The organism is Streptococcus oralis (genome assembly GCF_022749195.1).
Taxonomy (GTDB): Bacteria; Bacillota; Bacilli; order Lactobacillales; family Streptococcaceae; genus Streptococcus; species Streptococcus oralis_CI.
Window position 1 is genome coordinate 618,721 of the sequence record NZ_CP094226.1, and the last position, 24,935, is coordinate 643,655.

The following is a 24,935-nucleotide window of genomic DNA, read 5'->3' on the forward strand; positions in this document are numbered from 1 at the left end:
ATGAAAAAGACAAAACAACAACTAGAAAAAATTACCAAATATTCGATTCGTAAGCTCACTGTTGGGGTAGGTCCTGTAGCTATCGGGGCCTTCCTTTTTGGTGCCAGTACCCTTTTAGTAGATAAGGTGCAAGCCAATGAAATTGGTGGTGTTCATAGTGTGCATTACCGCTATCTGGCGGAGCAGGAATTGACCGAGTCTGAAAAAGCCTTGATTCACCATGAGGTTCCTACAGAATTTCAAGATGAAGATATTATTTATGTAGTTTATCGCAAGAAGGAGACTAACAGTCAACAACTTCCATACACAGGAAGTAAGGAGCTTGCTTTGGCAGGTCTTGGATTGGCAACAGCCTCACTAGCGGTTCTATTAGTTTCCAAGAAACACCGTAGTAAAGTACTTGGTATTCTGTTAATTAGCTCTATCGGAGTCAGCAATTTTGTACCTTTTACTGCATTTGCATTTGAAAATAAAGAGTTACTTTCGTATAACCAAACTATTTCTGCATCTACACATGAAGGTTTGGCTAAAGGTGTTATTCATATTGAAGGATATGAGTATGTTGGTTACTTTAAAGAATCAAAATCTAGTACCAATACAAGCAGTAAAAAAGGTGAGTCGGTAGTTGAAGAGCCACAGTCAGAATATACAGGCAAGATTGAAACTAAAGGCACTCAGGAACCAGGCAAAGAGGGAGAGTCCTTAGTTCAAGAGTCACAGTCAGAATATACAGGCAAGATTGAAGCTAAAGGCACTCAGGAACCAGGCAAAGAGGGAGAATCCTTAGTTCAAGAACCACAGGCGGAATATACAGGCAAGATTGAAGCTAAAGGCACTCAGGAACCAGGCAAAGAGGGAGAGTCCTTAGTTCAAGAGCCACAGTCAGAATATACAGGCAAGATTGAAGCTAAAGGTACTCAGGAGCCAGGCAAAGAGGGAGAATCCTTAGTTCAAGAACCACAGGCGGAATATACAGGCAAGATTGAAGCTAAAGGTACTCAGGAGCCAGGCAAAGAGGGAGAATCCTTAGTTCAAGAACCACAGGCGGAATATACAGGCAAGATTGAAGCTAAAGGTACTCAAGAGCCAGGTAAAGAAGGTGAGTCGGTAGTTCAAGAAAAGTTACCTGAATATAAAGTAACTGAGGGCGCGGTTACGAAAGAAACTACTACGGAGATTGACTATAAGACAGAAATTATCGAAGATCCAACCAAATATACGGATGAAGAAACTGTCATCCAAGATGGAGAAAAGGGTAGTCAAATTACCAAAACGACTTATAAGACTATTGAGGGTGTTGAGACTGACCAAGTTTTAAATACAGCTACAACTATCATCAAAGAACCGGTCACTAAAAAAATAAGTCGTGGTACGAAACCAATTGAAGGAACTCTGGTAGAAGAAAGTCTTGAAAAGATTCCGTTTAAGGAAAAGGTTGAAGAAGATGATCAACTGAAAAAAGGTGAAAGAGTTACTGTCAAAGAAGGAAAAGACGGACAGAAAAAGGTTATAAAGACTTATAAGACAATTAAAGGACTGAAGACTGAAGAAGCACCGAAAGTTGTCGAACAGGTTTTGGAGTTAGATCAAGATCGTATCGTTAAATTAGGAACTAAAAACTTTGAAAAACCAATTTTAAGTTTGTCGCTTATCGATGTTAAAGATTTAAAACGAACATCTCAAATTCGTTACAATTTGGAAAACCCAAGTAAGGCAACTATAAAATCCATTACCCTAACTCTTAAAAAGGGTGATGAAATTGTCAAAACATTGACTATTTCGCCAGACAACTTAACAGCTAGTCTGACAGATTTGCAGTACTACAAGGATTATAAACTCGAAACCAAAATGGTTTATGACCGTGGTGAAGGTGATGAAGAAGAAGTTCTAAGGGAAGAACCACTAAGAATTGACCTCAAAAAAGTTGAAGTCAAAAATATTAAAGAAACAAGCTTAATAAGTGTTGATACTGATGGTGTTGAAACGGATAGTAGCTTCTTAACTTCTGTTCCAACTGATGTAAAACCATACTATCTAAAAATCGCTACACATGATAATAAGGTGACCCGTCTTGCTGTGGATAAAATCGAAGAAGTTACTGTCGATGGAAAAACACTATACAAGGTCACTGCTAAAGCTCCTGATCTAGTTCAGCATACTAATGGTAATGAACTCAGTGAAGAATATGTTCATTATTTTGCCAAGCCAAAATCTCACGAAGAGAATGTCTACTACGATTTCAATGAATTGGTAAAAGCGATGCAAGCTAATCGTAAGGGGACGTTTAAGCTTGGTGCAGATTTGAACGCAGCAAATGTTCCAACTCCAAATAAACAATATGTACCAGGTGTATTTAATGGTCATTTAACAAGTGTTGATGGAAAACAGTATACCATTCATAATATCGCTCGACCATTGTTTGAGCGTATTGAAAATGCTTCTGTGAAGAATATCAATCTTGGCAATGTGAATATTAATATGCCTTGGGCAGAAAATATTGCACCCGTTGCAAGAATTGTTAAAAATGCTGTAATCGAAAATGTCAAAGTTACAGGCCATATTATTGCGAAAAATGATATTGCTGGTGTGGTTAATAAATTAGATGGTGAGGGCGCTAAAGTTAATAATGTTGCTTTCATTGGTAAAATTGATGGTGTTGGGGATAAAGGATGGAATCTTGCTGGTATTGTGGGTGAGATTTGGAAAGGCCATGCGAATAAAACATATGTAGAAGCTGATATTACAGCAACTAAGGCTCGGGTTGCTGGTCTTGCGTCTACTGTTGACAATAGTTCGGACCCTAATGGCATCGGTAAATATGGGACTGTACGAAATTCAGTCGCTAAAGGAACAATTAAAGTTAAATCACCTGTAGATGTTGGAGGTTTCATCAGTAAGAACTGGGTATGGGGCAAACTTGAAAATAATGTTTCAATGATGAAAGTTGAGAACGGTGAAGAATTCTATGGTTCCGGTGATATTGATTACGATGGGGGATACTTCACGAATAATGCTCTTGAAAGAAACTTTGTTGTAAAAGATGTTAGTGCAGGTAAACATTCGTTCAAATATTCTCGTTCACATAGAATTAGAGAAATTAGTCTCGAAGAAGCTAATACCAAGATTGATGCAATGGGAATCACTGCTGATAAGTTTGAAATTAAACCTCTAATTGAGGACACTCTCAACAATACAAAATCATTAGATGAGACCTATAAAGATACTCAAGATTACAGAATTGACCGTGAACTTGCTTATCGCAATATCGAAAAATTACAACCTTTCTATAATAAAGAGTGGATTGTCAATCAGGCCAATAAATTGGGAGCTAGTTCAAACTTGGTTACGAAAGAAGTTCTTTCTGTTATAGGTTTGAAAAATGGACAGTTTGTAACAGATTTATCTGATATTGATAAGATTTTGATTCACTATGCTGACGGAACGAAAGAAGAATTACTTGTTGTTGCTAAAGATAGCTCTAAAGTGAAACAAGTTAAAGAGTATAGTATTGTAGAACTAGGTGAAATAGTTTATACTCCAAATATCGTTGATAAGGATAGAAGTGATTTAATCCAATCAATTCTAGAAAAATTAAGTCCAGTTGAGTTACAGTCTGATACCATTTATAAACATTTAAATAGACTTGGTGACGGAAAAGTAAATGCCATTAAGAATCTTTATCTGGAAGAGAGTTTCAAGTTCGTAAAAGAGAATCTTGGTAAATTTATTACGAAACTTGTTCACAACCAAGATCATCAGCTAAATACTGATGAAGCTGCAAAACGTGCTTTGATTAAGAAAATAGATGATAATAAGGCTGCTCTACTTCTTGGTTTGTCCTATCTCAATCGATACTATGGAATTAAATTTGAAGATTTTAACATCAAAGAGATTATGTTATTCAAACCAGATTTCTATGGTAAAAATGTTGATGTCCTAGATAGGATTATCAATATCGGTTCTAAGGAAAATAATATAAAAGGTGATCGCACTCACGATGCCTACCGTGAAGTAATTTCAGGTTCAACAGGTAAGGGTAATCTTCATGAGTTTTTAAAATACAATATGGAACTCTTTACAAGTGATAGAGATCTGAATGATTGGTTCATAAAATCAACTAAAGATAATGTTTACATCGTTGAACCTAAAACAACGAATCCTGAGTTTGCTGGTAAGAAACATAGAGCATACGAAGGATTAAATAATGATATGCATGGTAAAATGATCTTGCCACTTTTGAACTTAAAAGATGCCCATATGATCTTGATTTCAACATACAATACCATGGCTTATAGTTCTTTTGAGAAATATGGTAAGAATACTGATGCAGAAAGAAATGCCTTTAAGGCTGAAATTGATAAAGTTGCTAAGGAACAACAAAATTATCTGGATTTCTGGTCTCGTTTGTCTTTAGATAAAGTACGTAACCAATTATTAAAGAGTAACAATATGGTCCCAACTCCTGTTCGAGATAACCAGAACTACAAAGGAATCAGTACGGATCGTTATGGTCATACTAACAAAGGTAAAGATGTTGCACCAGTACGTGAAGTATTTGGACCAACTGGTACCTATCATGATACGAACTGGAATATGGGAGCTGTAGCTCGAGTTTATGCTAATCCATATAAAGATGATTCAGTCTTCTTTATGGTAACGGATATGATTAGTGATTTTGGAGTATCTGCCTTCACGCACGAAACAACTCACGTTAATGATCGTATGGTTTATCTAGGCGGTTCAAGACATCGTGAAGGAACAGATCTTGAAGCATTTGCTCAAGGAATGCTACAAACTCCTTCAGTATCGAATCCAAACGGGGAATATAAAGCTTTAGGTATCAATATGGCCTATGAACGTTTGAATGATGGAAATCAGTGGTATAATACGAATCCAAATGATCTTAAGTCTAGAGATGAGATTGATCGTTATATGAAAGGGTACAATGATACGCTCATGCTCCTAGATTACCTGGAAGGAGAAGCTGTCCTCAATAAAGCTAGTCAAGAATTAAATAATGCTTGGTTCAAGAAGGTAGATAGACAATACAGGGGGAATAACACTAAGAATCAATTTGATAAGGTTCGACCTTTAAGCGATGAAGAGAAAGCTATTCCTTTACATACAGTAGATGACTTGGTAACCAATAATTTCATGACGAACCGTGGTCCGGGTAATAGAGTTTATAATCCTTCCGATTTTGATTCTGCTTATGTTACTGTTCCTATGATGACTGGTATCTATGGTGGAAATACAAGCGAGGGCGCTCCTGGAGCGATGTCCTTTAAGCACAACACCTTTAGAATTTGGGGTTACTATGGTTATGAAAAAGGTTTCCTAGGGTATGCATCAAATAAATATAAGGATGAATCTAGAAAAGAAGGTAAATCCACTCTAGGTGATGATTATATTATTAAGAAACTGTCTGATAATAAATTTAGTACTTTGGAAGATTGGAAGAAAGCATATTTCAATGAAGTTGTAACAAAAGCGAAAAATGGAATTCAGTCAGTTGAAATCGACGGCACAACCTATAATTCTTACGAAGATTTAAAACAAGCGTTTTCTGCTGCTGTTGAAAGAGATAGAATCAGTTTGAAGAACGGCTCTGTTAAGTTTGATAATACAATTACACTAAAAGAAAAACTATTCAAGAAACTTTTACAACAGACGGATAGCTTTAAAACTTCTATCTTTAAGTAATCTTTTTTAGACAAATAGGCTGAGTGATATATAGAGAATGGAGAGGACAAAATGTCCTCTCCATTTTTTTGAATTCAAGAAGCTACTTTTTCAGAATAATGCTAAGTTTTTACAAATAAAAGTAACTTCCACAACTTGCAAAAAGAGCTTAAAAATTATAGAATGAGTGGTATAATGCTTTATAATTATATATAAAAATCTATATATTTTTATATTGATAGTGGTAGTTAAAGGAGTATTGATGAAAAAAGAGATTATTAATAAAAACCTTAAAAAACAGGATAAAGAAAAGGTTATGCGCTTTTCAATTCGAAAATATAGTTTTGGTGCTGCAAGTGTGGCAGTTGCAACACTATTAATGTTTTTAGGAAATGGTGCTGTTTCTGCTGATCAATTGAAAATTTCTGAAGAGTCAGCTAATAAGGTTGAACTAATGCAAGATGATGAAAAGATCAGTACTGATCAGAGTAACGCGAAGGATAGTCAACCTGAATTAGATAAAAGTTTACTTGCAAACTATATTTTAGAAGTTGAAACAAACATTACTAGTGGTGTATATTCAACAAAAACAGAAGAAAGCTTAGCTAATTTATCAACTGAATTAGCTTCAGCAAAAGCTAGTTTAAACAGTGCACTAAACCAAGAAGAATTGAATAGAGCCTACCAAAAATTAGTGACTGCAGTGAACTCTAAGCTGAGAAATAAAGTAGTTGAAAAAAAAGAAATTTCAGAAGATACCACGAATAGACAAGATACTGTGACTCAAAAAACAGAGAACGTGGAAAAAGAAACTGAAAATTCGGAGAAAAATACAGAGCCTAGTCAGGATGACAAAACGGAGTCAACTGTTCTTCGTAAGAGTAGCTCAGTGGATAGTAATACTGGATTCCGAGCAGCTGTAAATGAAGATCCTAAAGTAGATTTTACCTTTTCGATTCCATCAGAGAAGAAAATTTACATCTATAATGAAGAGAACTTCACATTAGAAATCCCAGTATACTCTGAAAGTGGAAAAATCCGCTATGCAACAATAAAAAAGGGTTCTAGACAGAAGTTTAATAATGTTCCAGATACGGAAAATGATCTTGATATTGAATATGGATTTACTGCTACCGTAATAAACCGAGCAGAAAACCCAACTTTAACAACACCTGCTACAAAGAAAAATCCAGCTAAAATTGTCATTAAAGGGCGTCCCAATGATGTGTTGAAAAATAATAGCGGTTATACCAAACGAGAAGATCAAAACTTGAATATTGGAACTCGTTATTTACAGGTAGTTGATGATAAAGGTAGAGAAAATCTGAAAAAAGGGCAAGACATGTCTGATCCCGCTTATTTCTATCTTGTATTGAAATCTCAGTCAAAGAAGTACGCTTTGCGAGCTCAGCCTGCAGATGAATTGATAACAGTAAGTAGCCTAACAAATCCAACTGCTGAAGATAGAGAGAAAATCAAGAATGGTATTCAGATAGAATATTCAACAGCTAATGAAGATGCGAGATTAGTGAATAAACGTGGAACTTTAGTAGAGAATCCTGATGAAATCATTCAATCAATTGATGTTGTAGGAAATAACATTGTGGTAACCTTTACTGATGGATCTACAAGAACAAGACCTGTAGGGGAGGTTTTGAGGGAGAATATACCCCCAACTGTACAAGTACCATATTCTAACGAGCAAAATAGGACTATCTATGTATACTCTAGTGAAGAAACTGATTTAACCTTTACTGCTAAAGATGAATCTAAAATTAAAGATATGAAACTTCGAGGTGCTGGTGATTCCACCGAAGGTAATCTAGATGCCTATGGTTATACAGTTGGGAAAATCACTGAAAGTGCCCTAACGAGTGGAGAAGGCTCTGTTTCAGATGATAAGAAAAGCGCTAGTATTAAAATGACTGGGATTACTAATGCAAAACCTGGTCAAAAATGGACAAGTATCATTGTAGCGAATGATTATAATAACGGAGAGAGTGCACCATACAACGGTAGGATTGAGGAAACTACAAATGTAGCAGAGCGTCAAAAAACAGCAGGATATGTGGAGTTTGTGGTTAAAAATCAAACTTCAAAATATGACATACAGGCTCCTGAAAGTAAGGTAAGTGTAGTAGATCCTAATAACATTACAACTGAAGAATTTGAAAAAATAAAAGAAAAAGTAAAAATTGAATACTCTCAAACTAACGATGATGCAAATCTGATTAGTAAGAGTGGAAAAATAGTTGAAAATCAAGAAGCGCGAATCGATACTATTGCCAAAGATTCAAATGGGAATCTAGTTGTAACTTATAAAGATGGTTCAATTGATACAAGATCTTTATCAGAATTCATAACTTTAAACAAACAGTCTGCCATCGATGCTATTAATGACGCTGCAGAAAGCAAGATTGTAGAAATTAATTCAAATCTACTTGCAACTGCTGAAGAGAAGGCAGAAGCAATTGCAAAGGTGAACGCTGATAAAGAAAAAGCTTTAACAGCAATTGGTGATGTGAATATTACAACAAAAGAGGCATTAGATTTTGCAAAAGGAGAAGGGCTTTTAGCAATCAGTAAGGACAATCCTATAACAATAAAGAAAGATGCCGCAAAAGCAGCTATCGATGACGCCCTGAAAACTAAGGAAGCAGCTATTGATTCACGCACCGATTTGACGGACGAGGAGAAAGCTGTTGCGAAAGCAGATGCCAAGGCGAAAGCTGATGAGGCTAAGAAGAACATTGACGCTGCGACCACAAATGCTACAGTAGAGAGTGCTAAAACAAGTGGAATTATTGATATAGAAAGTGTAAATCCTCAAGCAGGTCAGAAAAAAAATGAAGCCAAAACTTCTATTGAGCAGGCCCTTAAAGCTAAGGAAGCAGCCATTGATTCACGTACTGATTTGACGGATGAAGAGAAAGCTGTTGCGAAAGCAGATGCCAAAGCGAAAGCAGATGAAGCTAAGAAGAACATTGACGCTGCGACCACAAATGCAGAAGTCGACCAGGATAAAACTGCTGGAACTACTGAAGTTAACGGAGTCAACCCAACTGCGCAAAGTAAGCCAGCAGCCAAGCAAGCAATCGATGATGCCCTGAAAGCCAAGGAAACAGAAATTGATTCACGCACCGATTTGACGGACGAGGAGAAAGCTGTTGCGAAGACAGATGCCAAGGCGAAAGCAGATGAGGCTAAGAAGAATATTGACGTTGCGACCACAAATGCAGAAGTTGATCAAGCTAAGTCAACTGGAACAACTGAAGTAACTTCAATTAATCCGCAAGCAGTAGCGAAGCCAGCAGCTAAGCAAGCGATTGATGACGCCCTTAAAGATAAGGAAGCAGCCATTGATTCACGTACCGATTTGACGGATGAAGAGAAAGCTGCAGCGAAGGCTGATGCCAAGGCTAAGGCCGATGAGGCTAAGAAGAACATCGACGCTGCGACCACAGATGCAGAAGTTGATCAAGCTAAGTCAACTGGAATAACTGAGGTCAACTCAGTCAACCCAACTGCGCAAAGCAAGCCTGCAGCCAAGCAAGCGATCGATGATGCGCTGAAAGCTAAGGAAACAGAAATTGATTCACGTACTGATTTGACGGATGAGGAGAAAGCTGTTGCGAAGGCAGATGCCAAGGCGAAAGCAGATACAGCGAAACAAGCAATTGATACAGCGACAACAACTGCAGAAGTCGACCAGGCTAAGTCAACTGGGACAACTGAAGTTAACGGAGTCAACCCAACTGCGCAAAGTAAGCCAGCAGCCAAGCAAGCGATCGATGATGCGCTGAAAGCTAAGGAAACAGAAATTGATTCACGTACCGATTTGACGGATGAAGAGAAAGCTGCAGCGAAAGCAGATGCCAAAGCTAAGGCCGATGAAGCTAAGAAGAACATCGACACTTCGACGACAGATGAAGCAGTATCGCAAGCCAAGACTGCTGGAACAACTGAGGTCAACTCAGTAAACCCAACCGCGCAAAGTAAGCCAGCAGCCAAGCAAGCGATTGATGATGCTCTGAAAGCCAAGGAAGCAGCCATTGATTCACGTACTGATTTGACGGATGAAGAGAAAGCTGTTGCGAAAGCAGATGCCAAAGCGAAAGCAGATGAAGCTAAGAAGAACATTGACGCTGCGACCACAAATGCAGAAGTCGACCAGGATAAAAGTGCTGGAACTACTGAAGTTAACGGAGTCAACCCAGCTGCGCAAAGCAAGCCTGCAGCCAAGCAAGCGATTGATGATGCGCTGAAAGCCAAGGAAGCAACCATTGATTCACGTACTGATTTGACGGATGAAGAGAAAGCTGTTGCGAAAGCAGATGCCAAGGCGAAAGCTGATGAAGCTAAGAAGAACATCGATAATGCAACAACAGATGAAGCAGTATCGCAAGCCAAAACTGCTGGAACAACTGAGGTCAACTCAGTAAACCCAACCGCTCAAAGAAAACCGGAAGCCAAGAAAGCAGTAGAAGATACCCTGAAGACTAAAAAACTTCCGAATACAGGAACAGCAGAATCGCTAAGTACAATGGTAGCAGCAGCAACTAGCGCTATTCTGGGGTTAGCTCTTCTAAGTCATCGTCGAAAAGAAGATGATGAAGTCTAATTAGGATTTAATAGCTATATTCGTAAATTGACTTTTTCTTCTAGTGAACTAGCAAGTAATATTTAGCAAAAATTTCTCCTAGTGGTAATAACTACTAGGAGAAATTTTATATTAAGCAACTACATAGAGTTAAAATTCATCAAAAGGAAGTTATATTGATTAGTTTTGTAGCTGAGGGTTTATTTCTTTTGTGCTATACTTAAGATATGCATAGAAAAACAGTGATTGATTTTAGGGCTTTGGGGGAGAGATACACCTTCACTCAGCCTATCAAAGAGTTAAAAACGAGAGATTTATCAGAAGTGGCGGACTTGCTGGCACAGGTGGAGAGCTACCAAGAGCAAGGTTATTATGTGGTGGGCTATGTCAGTTACGAGGCTGCACCTGCATTTGAGGAGAAATTAGCAGTTCATAAAGCTCCTTTACTGGCAGAGTATCTGCTATATTTTACCGTTCACGATAGGGTGGAAACATCCCCTATTCCTCTGACTTATGAAGATGTAGCTTTGCCTTCAAAGTGGCAGGAGCTAACATCTGCAGAGAACTATGAAAAGGCTAATGCCCAGATTCACCATCATTTGCGTCAGGGGGATACCTACCAGGTCAACTACACTGTCCAACTCAAGCAAGATTTAAGTGCCAATCCTTTTGCTATTTACAATCGTATGGTGGTAGAGCAGGAGGCGGGCTACAATGCCTATGTTGAACACGATGAGATGGCAGTGATTTCCATGAGCCCAGAGCTCTTTTTTGAGCAAAATGACCGTGAATTGACAACGCGACCAATGAAGGGAACAACCCAGCGTGGGGTGACTGACCAAGAAGACCTTGCCCAAGCTAGTTGGCTAGAACAAGATCCTAAAAATCGCTCTGAAAATATGATGATTGTGGACCTCTTGCGCAATGACATGAACCGTATTTCTGAGGTGGGGAGTGAGCATGTAGAACGTCTGTGTCAAGTGGAGCAGTATTCAACTGTTTGGCAGATGACTTCAACCATCAAGAGTCAGTTACGACCGGATGTTGACCTAGTTGAAATCTTCCGTTCACTCTTTCCATGCGGTTCCATAACGGGAGCACCGAAAATTGCGACCATGGAAATCATCAAGAACTTGGAGCCCCAACCCAGAGGAGTCTACTGCGGAACGATTGGTCTCTTGCTTCCAAATGGACGACGGATTTTCAATGTCGCCATTCGGACCATTCAACTCTATATGGGCCAAGCTATCTATGGAGTTGGAGGCGGGATTACTTGGGATAGTACTTGGGAGTCTGAATACCGTGAAGTTCATCAAAAGGCGGCTGTACTCTATCGTAAACAACCACGTTTCCAATTGATTACAACTGGGAAAATCAGTCAAAAACAACTGCTTTTTGAAGATCAACATCTGGAAAGACTGACAAAGGCGAGTCGATATTTTGCCTATCCTTTTGATGCAGAAGACTTGAAACAAAAAATAGAGGGAGAGTGTCAGGCTTGTGATGCTAATCAAGACTACCGTTTGAGAATCAGTCTCAACAAGTCTGGAGAAATAGAGCTCAGTCGCCAAATCTTAACACCACTTAGTCCAAAGTTCTGTCAGGCTAAACTCTGCCTGCAAGAAGCTGATTTGCAGCAAGCATTTACCTACTTCAAAACCACTCACAGACCACATTTAAGCCTAGGTAAACAGGAAATCATTTACCATAATGCAGCAGGAGAACTGCTTGAGACCTCTATTGGAAATCTGGTCTTAAAAATTAATGGTAAACTCTACACACCACCCATCGGTCAAGGAATTTTACCAGGTATCTACCGCCAGCATTTGTTGGAAACAGGACAGGTAGAGGAAAAAGTTCTGACTTTGGCAGACTTGAACCAAGCGGAAACTATCTATGGCTGTAACGCAGTGAGAAAATTGTATGAGTTGGAAGTGAATTCTAAATAAATTTCATAAATTAAAAAACATAATGGATATGTTGAATTGTTGAATTAAGTTTGATAAAATAAAAAGAAAACGATGTCATTTTATTAGGAGGAAATGATGAAAAAAACAATTTTGCTGAAAGTGATTCTTACTGTTTTTCCAATTTTAGGTTTGTTTGCTCAACCGGTTAGTGCAGAAGAAAATATTCATTTTTCTAGTTGTAAAGAAGCATGGGAAAATGGTTATTCTGATATCCATAGAGGAGAGCCTGGATATTCTTCAAGACTAGACAAAGATGGTGATGGGATAGCTTGTGAACGTGCAAATGCACCTCGGGAAGTCTTTAAACCACGCCAGTCTAGTCCACAAAATAGAGTTTCTTCTAGTGGATGGGTTAAGCAGGACGGATATTGGTATTATTATTCTGACAATGGTAATCCAGTAACAAATTCTTGGAAAGGAGATTACTATCTCAAATCAGATGGGACAATGGCTCAGAGTGAGTGGATATATGACTCATATTACAAAGGATGGTATTATCTCAAATCGGATGGTTCATATGCACGAAACACATGGATAGGAAGTTACTACCTTAAACAAAACGGAAAGATGGCTCAAAGTGAATGGATTTATGATTCATCATACCAAGCTTGGTATTATTTGAAATCAGATGGTTCATACGCTCGTAATACTTGGCAAGGCGCTTTTTATCTCAAAGCGAACGGTAAAATGGCACAAGGTGAGTGGATTTATGACTCTTCTTATCAATCTTGGTACTACTTGAAATCAGATGGTTCATACGCTCGTAATACTTGGCAAGGAAATTACTATTTGAAATCAGATGGTAAAATGGCAAAGAATGAGCAAGTTGATGGTGGCAGATACTACGTAGATGGTTCTGGTCTTTGGAAACCATAAATCAGAATAATTTCTAGGAAGTTAATGCAAACCTTTGCACAAAAGAGACGATTTTGTTATACTATATCTGTAAGCATTTTCAATTAAAAAGGAGAAGACGATGAGTCAAAAGATTATTGGGATTGACCTTGGTGGAACATCTATCAAGTTTGCAATTTTAACTCAAGAGGGAGAAATCCAAGAAAAATGGTCTATCAAGACTAATATTTTGGATGAAGGAAGCCATATCGTAGATGATATGATTGAGTCTATTCAACATCGTTTGGACTTGCTTGGATTGTCAGCCACAGACTTCCGAGGGATTGGGATGGGATCACCTGGTGTGGTTGACCGTGAAAAAGGGACTGTTATCGGTGCCTACAACCTCAACTGGAAAACCCTTCAACCAATTAAAGAAAAGATTGAAAAAGCCTTGGGTATTCCATTCTTCATCGATAATGATGCCAACGTAGCTGCTCTTGGTGAGCGCTGGATGGGGGCTGGTGACAACCAACCGGACGTTGTCTTTATGACACTTGGTACAGGTGTTGGTGGCGGTATCGTGGCAGAAGGCAAATTGCTCCACGGTGTTGCTGGTGCTGCTGGTGAGCTTGGTCATATCACTGTTGACTTTGACCAACCAATCGCATGTACCTGTGGTAAAAAAGGCTGTCTTGAGACAGTTGCTTCTGCAACAGGGATTGTCAACTTGACTCGTCGTTATGCAGATGAATACGAAGGCGATGCGGCTTTGAAACGCTTGATCGACGACGGTGAAGAAGTAACTGCTAAAACTGTCTTTGACCTTGCAAAAGAAGGGGATGACCTTGCCTTGATCGTTTACCGAAACTTCTCACGTTACTTGGGAATCGCTTGTGCTAACATCGGTTCAATCCTAAACCCATCAACAATCGTTATTGGTGGTGGAGTATCAGCTGCGGGAGAATTCCTTCTCCAAGGCGTGCAAAAGGTTTATGATGACAATACCTTCCCACAAGTACGCACATCCACAAAATTGGCTCTTGCAACTCTAGGAAATGACGCTGGAGTTATCGGAGCAGCATCACTTGTATTGCAATAAGATCATAAAAGGAGAAAAACACTACTTTAAAGCCAGTGATTTTCCTCCTTTCTTTTTTTATGCTATACTAGTTAGGACAATAAATGAGGTGAGAGTAAATGACAAAAGCTGATACGATTTTTAAAGAAAATATTGAACGAATCTTCAAAGACGGTGTCTTTTCTGAGCAGGCTCGTCCCAAGTACAAGGATGGGACAGTTGCCAACTCTAAATATGTAACGGGTGCCTTTTCCGAGTACGACTTATCTAAAGGAGAATTTCCTATCACAACCTTGCGTCCCATTGCAATCAAATCCGCCATCAAGGAAGTACTCTGGATTTACCAAGATCAGTCTAATAGCCTAGATGTTCTCAATGACAAGTACAATGTTCACTACTGGAATGACTGGGAAGTGGGAGATACGGGAACCATCGGTGAACGCTATGGGGCAGTCGTTAAGAAACACGACATCATTAATAAGATACTCAAGCAGTTAGAAGCCAATCCTTGGAATCGTCGTAATATCATCTCCCTCTGGGATTACCAAGCTTTTGAGGAGACAGATGGTCTTCTTCCATGCGCCTTTCAGACCATGTTTGATGTCCGTCGTGTTGATGGGGAAATCTATCTGGATGCGACCTTGACCCAGCGTTCGAATGATATGTTGGTGGCCCACCATATCAATGCCATGCAGTATGTGGCTTTACAGATGATGATTGCTAAGCATTTTGGATGGAAGGTTGGGAAGTTTTTCTATTTTATCAACAACCTTCATATCTATGATAATCAGTTTGAACAAGCAGAGGAATTGCTCCGACGTGAGCCGTCAAACTGCCAACCACGCTTGGTCTTGAATGTTCCTGATGGGACCAATTTCTTTGATATCAAAGCGGAGGACTTTGAGTTAGTTGACTATAATCCGGTTAAGCCACAGCTGAAGTTTGATTTGGCTATTTAAGAAAATAAAAAGAAGTTGAGATTTCTCAACTTCTTTTGTGTATTAATGTGATACGCGGCGGCGAGCTGCTTTTTTGCGGTTTTCTTCGATGAAAGCTGCTTTTTGCTCTTCTGGCTCAATCACTTTCTTTTTAATTGCGTATACTGCACCTGCAACGGCAGCGACAGTTCCTGCGACACCTGTTACAAGACCTTTAGCGAATCCTTTAGCCATGAGTCTTCCTCCTTTATCTTCCCGATCAGCCAGGCTCCCCAAGTGGTAGCATTTTTCTGACTGACCTTTTTGTGATATAATAATAGTAACGAAAAAATGGAAATTTTTCAAGGAAAAAAGATGAAAACAAAAATAATTGTGATTGTTGGACCGACTGCTGTTGGGAAGACAGCCCTTGCTATTGAAGTGGCCAAGTGCTTTGGTGGAGAGGTGGTTAGTGGTGACAGTCAGCAAGTTTATAGAAGGTTGGATATTGGGACGGCCAAGGCTAGCCCAGAGGAGCAAGTAGCTGTTCCTCATCATTTGATTGATGTCAGAGAGGTGACCGAGTCTTACTCGGCTTTTGATTTTGTTTCAGAAGCTAAGAAGGCTATTGAGGATATTCAAAGCCGTGGCAAGCTAGCCATTATCGCTGGTGGAACTGGACTTTATATCCAGAGCTTGCTGGAAGGCTATCATCTAGGTGGGGAAACACCTCATGAGGAGATTGTAGCTTATCGGGCTAGTTTGGAGCCTTATTCAAATGAGGAATTAGCCCATCTGGTGAAGCAAGCAGGCCTTGAAATTCCCCAGTTTAACCGTCGTCGAGCTATGCGTGCCTTGGAAATCGCCCATTTTGGTCAGGATTTGGAAAATCAGGAAAGTCCTTATGAAGCTTTGATTATCTGCTTGGATGATGAACGCAGTCAGCTTTATGAACGTATCAATCGCCGAGTAGATCTGATGTTTGAGGCTGGATTATTGGATGAAGCTAAGTGGCTCTTTGAGCACTATCCAGATGTACAGGCATCCAAAGGCATTGGCTACAAGGAACTCTTTCCTTATTTCCGCGGGGAGCAAAGTTTGGAGGAAGCCAGCGAGAGTCTCAAACAGGCGACCCGCCGTTTTGCTAAGCGTCAGTTGACCTGGTTCCGTAATCGCATGCAGGTCACCTTTTATCAGATAGGAGAGCCTGACGTGCAGGACCGCATTTTAAGCCAGATTGAGGAGTTTTTAAATGATTGAAACGGAGAAAAAAGAGGAACGTGTCCTGCTCATCGGTGTGGAATTGCAGGGCATGGATAATTTTGATCTCTCTATGGAAGAATTGGGCAGTCTGGCTAAGACTGCTGGAGCAGTCGTAGTCGATAGCTACAGGCAAAAACGTGAAAAATATGATTCCAAGACCTTTGTCGGCTCTGGTAAGTTGGAAGAAATTGCGCTCATGGTGGAAGCAGAAGAAATTACTACTGTCATTGTCAACAACCGTCTGACACCACGGCAAAATGTCAATCTAGAGGAAGTTCTGGGTGTCAAGGTCATTGACCGTATGCAGTTGATTCTGGATATCTTTGCTATGCGGGCTCGAAGCCATGAAGGGAAACTCCAAGTACACCTAGCCCAGCTCAAATATCTCTTGCCTCGCTTGGTTGGTCAGGGGATTATGCTCAGTCGTCAGGCTGGGGGAATTGGTTCCCGTGGACCTGGTGAAAGCCAGCTGGAACTGAACCGTCGTAGTGTTCGTAATCAAATCACAGATATCGAGCGCCAGCTCAAGGTGGTTGAGAAAAATCGGGCGACAGTCAGAGAAAAACGTCTGGAGTCAAGTACTTTTAAGATTGGTTTGATTGGTTACACTAATGCTGGGAAATCAACCATCATGAACACCTTGACCAGTAAGACCCAGTATGAAGCAGACGAGCTGTTTGCGACTCTGGATGCGACGACAAAGAGCATCCATCTAGGGGGCAATCTTCAGGTGACCTTGACTGATACGGTTGGCTTTATCCAAGATTTGCCAACAGAATTGGTGTCAAGTTTTAAGTCGACCTTGGAAGAAAGCAAGCATGTGGACCTTCTGGTGCATGTCATTGATGCCAGCAATCCTTACCATGAGGAGCATGAAAAAACGGTTCTGTCTATTATGAAAGACTTGGATATGGAGGATATTCCTTGCCTGACCCTTTATAATAAAGCGGATTTGGTGGAGGATTTCACGCCTACTCAAACACCGTATGCCCTCATTTCTGCCAAGTCTGAGGATAGTCGTGAGCAGTTGCAGGCTTTATTTTTAGAGAAAATCAAGGAGATTTTTGAAGTCTTTACCCTGCGCGTGCCATTTTCGAAGTCCTACAAGATTCATGATTTAGAAAGTGTAGCGATTCTGGAAGATCGCGATTTTCAGGATGACGGTGAAGTCATTACAGGCTATATTTCCGAGAAAAATAAATGGAGGTTAGAGGAATTTTATGACTGATATTAAAACCTTGGCTCTAAAATATGGGGGCTATACAAGTCTGGATAGGGTCTATCTAGATCAGCTTCTAGCTGGCAAAACAGAGCAAGAGCAGTTGGCTCTCATCACCCCTCCGCCTAGTGTCGTCAATGCCTACTTTGCTGAACTCTACCAGAAAAAGAGTCCTGAAGCTGCGACGGATTATTTTGCAGAACTCAGTCATGAACTGAATCTCTACAATGCTGAGCCAAGTTTCACCTTTGAAAATAAGCCTTTTATCCGCCTCAATCTATCTGGCAAATCTTTTGGCTTTTGCTATGAGAGTGAAGGACTGGGAAGGATTTTCTCAGAAACTGAGGAAGCAATCACTGCTGACTTGCTCTTTGAAATTGCTCAGATTTTCCCTCATCAGCTCGTCTATGAGGAGTCTGGAAAGATTTACATGAAGTCTGTCGGGGACGAGGAAGTTGTTAGCGTAAAAAGTCTCACAGCTTTGACTGATTTGGAAAGTTTAGCTGATGGTCGCAAGCGTCTCAAAGGTTATAGTCAAGAGGATTTATTACAAGAAGCTGTTGCTTTTTCTGGCAAGCGCTATTTCCGATCGGAAAACCGCACAGCCATGTTATATATTGATTAATTAGAAAGTATCAAATGGATATTCAATTTTTAGGAACGGGGGCTGGTCAGCCCTCTAAAGCCCGCAACGTTTCAAGCCTCGCCCTGAAACTCTTGGATGAGATTAACGAAGTTTGGCTCTTTGACTGTGGAGAAGGAACGCAAAATCGTATTCTGGAAACCACAATTCGACCACGCAAGGTAAGCAAAATCTTTATCACTCACTTGCATGGAGACCATATTTTTGGATTGCCAGGATTTCTCTCTAGCCGTGCTTTTCAGGCCAATGAAGAGCAGACAGATTTGGATATTTATGGACCTCAAGGGATCAAGTCATTTGTCTTAACCAGTCTTCGTGTGTCAGGTTCTCGTCTACCTTACCGAATTCATTTTCATGAGTTTGACCAAGATTCTCTAGGGAAAATCCTTGAGACCGATAAATTCACTGTGTATGCAGAGGAGCTGGACCACACTATTTTCTGCGTTGGTTATCGTGTCATGCAAAAGGATCTTGAAGGAACATTGGATGCTGAAAAACTCAAGGCAGCTGGCGTCCCATTTGGCCCGCTTTTTGGAAAAATCAAAAACGGTCAGGATGTTGTTCTCGAAGATGGGACTGAAATCAACGCTTCAGACTATATCTCAGCTCCCCGTCCTGGTAAGATTATCACCATACTTGGTGACACCCGCAAAACCAATGCTAGTGTGCGTCTGGCTGTTAACGCCGATGTCCTAGTCCATGAGTCCACATATGGCAAGGGCGATGAGAAAATTGCCCGCAATCACGGTCACTCAACCAATATGCAGGCTGCACAAGTAGCGGAAGAAGCAGGAGTCAAACGCCTCTTGCTCAACCATATCAGTGCCCGCTTCCTATCAAAGGATATTAGTCAGCTTAAGAAAGATGCTGCTAGTGTCTTTGAAAATGTTCATGTCGTCAAAGACTTGGAAGAAGTTGAGTTATAATGTTATAGTTCGTTGAGAGAGAAATAAGATGACTGTTGAAAATCGTTTATTAGATAAAGCGGATTGGTATTTTGAAAATGCATTAACCAATTACTTGCACAGCTATCAATTACACAAAGAAGAGCTAACTCAAAAAGATTATCGGGAGATTTATCGTTGGGCTGCGAACCATATCGGTTTTTTCGTTACTTGGCTCACCCAGCATGATGCCAAAGAAATGATGTCTACTGATGAAGAAACGATATTCCAAAGTGTAAAAGACGAGCAAACTTTGGGTGTCGATTATCTTTTAGACTGGTGCGATGGTAAATTGGGAACAATGGATATCAAAAAGGATTTTCAGGCTTTTGTAAATGACTATTATGAACATCAGTATATGGCTGATTATTCCGAATTTGTAGTCAATGACTTATATGACTTGCCTTTAGAATTTTTAGGTAGCTGGGAGGATTATCATCTGTTTGCTCCTGTCATTGACCAAGCTTATGCTCACTATTTAGCTGGAAAAAGATTTCATTAAATTGACCAATACTTTGAAAGGAAGAAATATGCGAACGATTCTCATTACAGGTGCTAGCGGTGGCTTAGCCCAAGAAATGGTCAAACTCTTGCCAAATGACCAACTGATTCTGCTAGGTAGAAATAAGGAAAAATTAGCTCAGCTCTACGGAAATCATTCTAACGCTGAATTAGTTGAGATTGATATTACCGATGACCAAGCCCTAGAAACTTTAGTAGCTGATCTCCATCTCCGTTATGGCAAGATTGATGTCTTGATTAACAATGCTGGCTATGGAATTTTTGAAGAATTTGACAAGATTTCTGATCAAGACATTCACCAGATGTTCGAGGTCAATACCTTTGCTCTGATGAATCTGTCTCGTCGCATTGGTTGTCGAATGAAGGAAAGTCGAAAAGGACATATCATCAATATCGTTAGCATGGCAGGTTTGATAGCGACAGGGAAATCCAGTCTCTACTCAGCGACCAAGTTTGCGGCTATTGGTTTTTCCAACGCTTTACGCCTCGAACTCATGCCCTATAGTGTCTATGTAACTACGGTCAATCCAGGACCAATCCGAACTGGATTTTTTGACCAGGCGGAGCCAGATGGAACCTACCTCAAGTCTGTTGAGCGATTCCTCTTAGAACCAGAAGCGGTTGCTAAAAAGATTGTCAAAACCATAGGAAAAAATAAACGAGAACTCAATCTTCCTTTTTTGCTCAATTTAGCCCACATATTTTATACTCTCTTTCCCAAGCTAGCTGATAAGTTGGCAGGGGAGACTTTTAATTATAAGTAATGAATTAAAACAATCTAGTCTAGACAGGCTAGATTTTTTGCCAGCTATTTAGAAAAAAATCAAAATACTACTTGCTATTTTCCAAAAGACATGTTACAATCTATTTAGAAAGAAATCTAATTACTTTGCTTTTGGTCTTTCGATGATTGACCAGATAATTTTTGAGAAGTATTTAGAAAAAATTCTAAACGCTATCTACCGACTAGATGCTTGCCTTCATAACGCAGCAAGAAGGAGGAGAAAATGAAGAAAGCAAGAAGTTCCATTCTACTGACAGTCTTAGGTTAAGTGACTGGTTTGTCCATTTGGCTGGCTGTTTTTTCATGGGTGCTCTATAAAAATAGAGACGAACTAGAAAAAATATCCAATCAAAAACATGTTTAAAAATCTAGTTTTTCTAGGCTGGATTTTTTAAATCAAAGTATTTAGAAAAAAATCTAAATACGATAGACTGGTTAAGTGAAGCTTGCTGCTTGATTTTGTAGTCAGTATTTAGAAAATTTTCGAAATAAATAAAGGAGGAAAGATGAAGAGAGGATTACTTTTATTACTTATAGGCTTGCTCACGGTTTTATCCGTCTGCTGGGCAATCCCGTCTTGGTTTGTTTTTAGAAATAGAAAAAAATTGGAAGGAAAAATTAAATGTTAAAAGAAATTTTGCGAAAATACCGCGCTTCTTATCTAGGTGCGACTACCTTTAATATCTTAGCGACGATTTTTATGACCCTGTTTTCACTGCAACTGGGTGTAGTCGTGGATAGCGTGCAGAAGGCTCATTCTAACTTGCTTGGACAATTCTTTATCTGCCTTTTTTGCACTTGTGCTTGGTCTCTTTGCAGCTTGCTGGCTATTTGGTTCAAGAACAATCATAATAAGCAAGTCTTGGAAGAAGTGAAAACGAGGCTTTTCCATTCTTTTTATGACAAGGATTTGCATGACAAGGCTTCTGAGCAGGAAAACAGCTATCTCAACACAACGACCAAGAATATGGATATTTACCAAGAGAATTACTTGACCCCGCGCTGTGATATTGTGGCTGCCTTTTTCTCGGTTTTTATCAGTACACTGGCTATCTTCTGGATTGAGTTGCGAATGGCTCTGGGCTTTATCCTCATCTCTATCTTGACTATGGCGGCGTCGCAAATTCCGGGGGTCTTGATGAGAAAGGCGACGGCAAATTTTACCCAGAAAAGCAATCATTTCTTGAAGCAAGTCACCAATTTTTTGGAAGGGTTTGAGCAAATCAAACTTTTGCAAATCCAAAAAAGGGTGGTTGAGCACTTGTCTAGCAGCAACAGAGATTTTTAGCAATCCAGAAAAAGCTATAATGCGGCTAAGGAGGGTGCTGTAAATCTGATGATGTTCTTTAGCTTTCTGTCTCAGATATTTTGTATGTCTCTGGGGATTTGGTTTGTCAGTCAAGGCTCACTGACGATTGGGGCTTTGATTGCCAGTCTTCAGCTTTTGAACTTTGTCTTTACTCCTTTGCAGCTTTTTATCAATAACAAAAATCTCATGAGCACGGTCAAGGATATTGAGAATGATTTTGATGCTAAGTTGGCTAAGAAAGAAGCGGAGCCCGCTCAAAATCTGACAGAAACGATTGAGCGGATTGATTTTGAACATCTCGGTCTGGAGTTGGGCGACAAGACTCTCTTTCAGGATTTTTCTTATCAGTTTGCCAAGGACAAGCACTATGCCATTATCGGCGAGTCTGGTCGGGGCAAGTCGACCTTGATGAAGCTCTTGCTTAATTATTTTGATAAGAAGGACTACGCTGGTCAAATCATGGTCAATGGTCAAGCGGTCAGCCAGCTAGCAAGCGACAGCATTTATCAGAAAATCGCCTTTATCCAAAAGAATGACTTTTTTATCGAGGGAAGTGTCGCGGACAATATCGTGCTATACAGAGATATAAATGTACCTGACCAAACTTCCTTGTACCAAAGTCTGCATTTTAATGAGGCTTTCTTGAGCAAGGAGTTGGACTTGGAGCGGCAGGAAGTTTCCTATGGCGAAAAGCAGCGGATTGATTTGGCGCGCTTCTTGGTCAAGGATTATGATGTGCTGATTTTTGATGAGCCGACTAGCAATCTTGACCCCAACTTGGCAGCGGAAGTCATGGACTATATCTTGTCGATTAAAGACCGCATTGTTATCGTTATTACCCACAATCAAGGTCGGGCTCTTTTAGACCGCTTTGATGACTGTCTGGAATTATAAATTGGAGGAAAAAATGAAATTAAAATGGAAAGAACTCATCGCAAGCCTAATCGCTATTTGGCTACCGCTTATCTACGCTTTGTCAATCTATGCAGACCTACCTCAGCTAATCAGAGGGCATTTGCCCTATAGCGGTCTAGGCATGCCCAAGCAAATCTTTATCTGGTTTTTGCCAGTTCTCTTGAGTGTCATTCAACTGATTGTTTGCTACACGACGACTATTAAAGAGATTATTGACAAGCAATTTGTCCATTTCCTTTACTGGCTGGTTCCCTTTATCAATGCCGTAGTTTATATCAGCGTTCTTCTTTATGGGCTCAATCCGGCTTTTCCGGTATTTAAGGTCAATGGGATTATGTCTGCAATAATCCTTAATGCTGTCAGCTACTTCCTCACGAGAAAAATAGTGGCAGATCAAGAGCCTGCACCACGCATTTTAGCTTATATCTTCGGAGGAGTTAGCTCAATCCTGTTTCTGGTCAGCCTCTTCCTCTTTTAAAAATGTCTGATACGAAAGGAGAAAATCATGTTTCATATTTTCGTTTTTGTTAAAATCCTGTTATTCTTTATCTTTGGCTGGTTGTGGCTGCTTCTCGGTCTACTCAGTTTGCTCTTTCTTTTTCCTTTTTAAGTGAAGGAAATATAGAAAATAATGATTGGTGATCATCATGAAATCATCATTTTTGAAAAGCAATGCGGCGCTGGTAACGTGTGACTTGCTAGCTTTTGGAGCAGTCCACGCTTACGCTGAGCAGCAAAAATTGCCGTCGGACACATTTTATGACCAAATCGGTCAAAAGATTGAAGACTATTATAAAGAACACGAAAGAACCAGTGCTGGACTGGCAACGACGGTCTTTGACAAGGACGGCAACACTCTTTACCAAAATAATTTTGGCTATATGAACAAGGAGAAAAAGCTAGCTGTAGACGATAGCTCGGTTTTCGAGTGGGGGTCAACGACCAAAATCACCGTCTGGGTCGGTGTCATGCAGCTTTGGGAAGAGGGCAAGATTGACTTCAAAACAGACATCAAAGACTGCCTGCCCAAGGATTTTCTCAAGGGCAAGCTCAAGTACGACAAGCCCATTACCATGCTGAACCTCATGAACCACCAAGCGGGTTTTAGTGTTTAGCTAAGCCCTCCTTGTCTTTTATCCTCAAAAACAGTATAATGGAGAAAAGAATTTGAAAGTTTTCTAAATAGTTTTAGGAGGATTGCTGGCAGAAAATCTTGGTCATTTGGACGGAGCACTTCATGGCTCTTTGCTTGTCTACATCGGGGTCTTGATTTATGTAAAAAGAGGAACTTTATTTTTCCTCAGCCGGAAATATGTCATCAATCCATTTTTAAGAGGTATCAAAATTGGGAATTAGTGAAACCATGAAAGCCTTAGCCGATCCAGTTCGGCGGGAAATATTAGAAATATTAAAAAAAGGTCCCAAGTCGGCTGGCGAGATTGGTCAAGTTTTTGATTTGACGGGAGCGACGGTGTCTTATCATTTGTCCCAGCTGAAAAAAGCAGGGCTAATCTATGAAGAACGGCAGAAAAATTACATTTACTACCATTTAGATGCCACGGTTTTTGAGGAAATTTTGGTCTGGATTGCCGCGTTAGGAGGGAAAAATAATGAAAACGAAACTGAGAAATAACCTTAGGGAATTGCTGCTGACTTTCTTGGTTATTTGGCTGCCACTTGCTTATGCCTTATGGATTTATCCTAGTTTGCCAGAGAATATTAGGATCAGTTTGATGTCGCCGATTAGCCCGACATTTAAGTATGCACCCAAATTTCTCTTTATCTGGGGTCTGCCAATCTTTATGACTTTGATACAGCTGATTGTTTATGGGGCAACGGCATACCTAGAAATCACCAAGCCGGCTTTTGCCCGCTTCGTCCTTTGGATTGTTCCTTTGACCCATATTGTTGTCTATCTTTCCATTCTGTTCTATGCTCTTGATTCTCATTTCAATGTTGCTAAGATTGCCTTGATTTTTTCAGGCTTGATGTTTCTAATTTCTGGAAATTATATGCCTAAGAAAGTGGTGGTGGAAGAAAAACCAGCGCCGCGTTGGCTAGCCTACCTCTTTATCCTAGTCGGTTTGACAGCCGTACTAGTGGGACTCTTTCTTTTGTAAATCAAGTGAAAACAAAGTGCACAGATTGTGCGCTTTTTGTTTAGAGCCCTTTTTTATAACATTTTACTGAGTGACAAGAAATGTTTGTTTTTGTTCTAAATCTACATTCACTTTTTTCGAATCTTCTACAAA

18 protein-coding genes and 1 pseudogene are annotated in these 24,935 nt (G+C 39.9%); 18 read left to right on the plus strand and 1 reads right to left on the minus strand.

Annotation, left to right across the window (positions count from 1 at the left end; translation table 11 throughout):
• The 6 genes from MP387_RS03085 to MP387_RS03110 all read left to right on the plus strand — a co-directional run bounded on the left by MP387_RS03085 (position 1) and on the right by MP387_RS03110 (position 15,126).
• Positions 1-5,703 carry a ZmpA/ZmpB/ZmpC family metallo-endopeptidase gene (locus MP387_RS03085; RefSeq protein ID WP_242747609.1) on the plus strand — a complete coding sequence of 1,901 codons (5,703 nt, stop codon included), beginning with the start codon at positions 1-3 and terminating at the stop codon, positions 5,701-5,703.
• 241 nt (positions 5,704-5,944) lie between these two features.
• Positions 5,945-10,303, plus strand: coding sequence for a sialic acid-binding adhesin (locus tag MP387_RS03090; RefSeq protein WP_242747612.1), 4,359 nt, complete (start codon positions 5,945-5,947; stop codon positions 10,301-10,303).
• 206 nt (positions 10,304-10,509) lie between these two features.
• A complete protein-coding gene (gene pabB / locus MP387_RS03095) occupies positions 10,510-12,231 on the plus strand; it encodes an aminodeoxychorismate synthase component I (protein ID WP_242747614.1) in 1,722 nt (573 codons plus the stop codon).
• A gap of 96 nt (positions 12,232-12,327) precedes the next feature.
• The gene (locus MP387_RS03100) at positions 12,328-13,128 is read left to right on the plus strand and encodes an excalibur calcium-binding domain-containing protein (RefSeq protein WP_242747616.1); all 801 of its coding nucleotides are present in this window, start codon (positions 12,328-12,330) and stop codon (positions 13,126-13,128) included.
• Between the two features lie 100 nt (positions 13,129-13,228).
• Positions 13,229-14,188, plus strand: a complete 960-nt coding sequence (locus MP387_RS03105; RefSeq protein ID WP_242747617.1) for an ROK family glucokinase — start codon at positions 13,229-13,231, stop codon at positions 14,186-14,188.
• 98 nt (positions 14,189-14,286) lie between these two features.
• A complete protein-coding gene (locus tag MP387_RS03110; RefSeq protein ID WP_242747619.1) occupies positions 14,287-15,126 on the plus strand; it encodes a thymidylate synthase in 840 nt (279 codons plus the stop codon).
• A gap of 42 nt (positions 15,127-15,168) precedes the next feature.
• Here MP387_RS03110 and MP387_RS03115 read toward each other — a convergent pair whose 3' ends face one another.
• Positions 15,169-15,339 (minus strand): DUF3042 family protein, encoded by a 171-nt coding sequence (locus MP387_RS03115; protein ID WP_001051782.1) that lies wholly within the window; start codon positions 15,337-15,339, stop codon positions 15,169-15,171.
• Positions 15,340-15,459: 120 nt separating this feature from the next.
• Here MP387_RS03115 and miaA point away from each other — a divergent pair, with 120 nt between their 5' ends.
• From miaA to MP387_RS03175, 12 genes and pseudogenes are all read left to right on the plus strand, one after another.
• Positions 15,460-16,344: a tRNA (adenosine(37)-N6)-dimethylallyltransferase MiaA gene (gene miaA / locus MP387_RS03120; protein WP_242747621.1), complete on the plus strand. Its 885-nt coding sequence runs from the start codon at positions 15,460-15,462 to the stop codon at positions 16,342-16,344.
• Positions 16,337-17,575: a GTPase HflX gene (hflX, locus tag MP387_RS03125; RefSeq protein WP_242747623.1), complete on the plus strand. Its 1,239-nt coding sequence runs from the start codon at positions 16,337-16,339 to the stop codon at positions 17,573-17,575. The genes miaA and hflX overlap by 8 nt, the downstream gene beginning before the upstream one ends.
• Positions 17,568-18,191: a cystathionine beta-lyase gene (locus MP387_RS03130; RefSeq protein ID WP_242747625.1), complete on the plus strand. Its 624-nt coding sequence runs from the start codon at positions 17,568-17,570 to the stop codon at positions 18,189-18,191. Before hflX ends, MP387_RS03130 begins: the two co-directional genes overlap by 8 nt.
• A 14-nt stretch (positions 18,192-18,205) precedes the next feature.
• The gene (rnz, locus tag MP387_RS03135; protein ID WP_242747627.1) at positions 18,206-19,135 is read left to right on the plus strand and encodes a ribonuclease Z; all 930 of its coding nucleotides are present in this window, start codon (positions 18,206-18,208) and stop codon (positions 19,133-19,135) included.
• Positions 19,136-19,163: 28 nt separating this feature from the next.
• Positions 19,164-19,655 (plus strand): DUF7832 domain-containing protein, encoded by a 492-nt coding sequence (locus MP387_RS03140; protein WP_242747629.1) that lies wholly within the window; start codon positions 19,164-19,166, stop codon positions 19,653-19,655.
• Between the two features lie 28 nt (positions 19,656-19,683).
• On the plus strand, positions 19,684-20,439 hold the full coding sequence (locus MP387_RS03145) for an SDR family NAD(P)-dependent oxidoreductase (RefSeq protein WP_242747631.1): 756 nt from the start codon (positions 19,684-19,686) through the stop codon (positions 20,437-20,439).
• A 642-nt stretch (positions 20,440-21,081) separates the two neighbouring features.
• Entirely contained in the window at positions 21,082-21,747 is a 666-nt protein-coding gene (locus tag MP387_RS03150) for an ABC transporter ATP-binding protein (RefSeq protein WP_242747633.1), read from the plus strand.
• 84 nt (positions 21,748-21,831) lie between these two features.
• On the plus strand, positions 21,832-22,662 hold the full coding sequence (locus MP387_RS03155; protein ID WP_242747635.1) for an ATP-binding cassette domain-containing protein: 831 nt from the start codon (positions 21,832-21,834) through the stop codon (positions 22,660-22,662).
• A 13-nt stretch (positions 22,663-22,675) separates the two neighbouring features.
• On the plus strand, positions 22,676-23,161 hold the full coding sequence (locus MP387_RS03160; protein ID WP_242747637.1) for a hypothetical protein: 486 nt from the start codon (positions 22,676-22,678) through the stop codon (positions 23,159-23,161).
• 169 nt (positions 23,162-23,330) lie between these two features.
• Positions 23,331-23,789: pseudogene (locus MP387_RS03165) on the plus strand (serine hydrolase domain-containing protein); the annotation flags it as partial.
• Between the two features lie 239 nt (positions 23,790-24,028).
• Positions 24,029-24,316, plus strand: coding sequence for an autorepressor SdpR family transcription factor (locus tag MP387_RS03170; RefSeq protein WP_242747639.1), 288 nt, complete (start codon positions 24,029-24,031; stop codon positions 24,314-24,316).
• Positions 24,294-24,803, plus strand: a complete 510-nt coding sequence (locus tag MP387_RS03175) for an SdpI family protein (protein ID WP_242747641.1) — start codon at positions 24,294-24,296, stop codon at positions 24,801-24,803. The genes MP387_RS03170 and MP387_RS03175 overlap by 23 nt, the downstream gene beginning before the upstream one ends.
• Positions 24,804-24,935 lie beyond the last annotated feature (132 nt).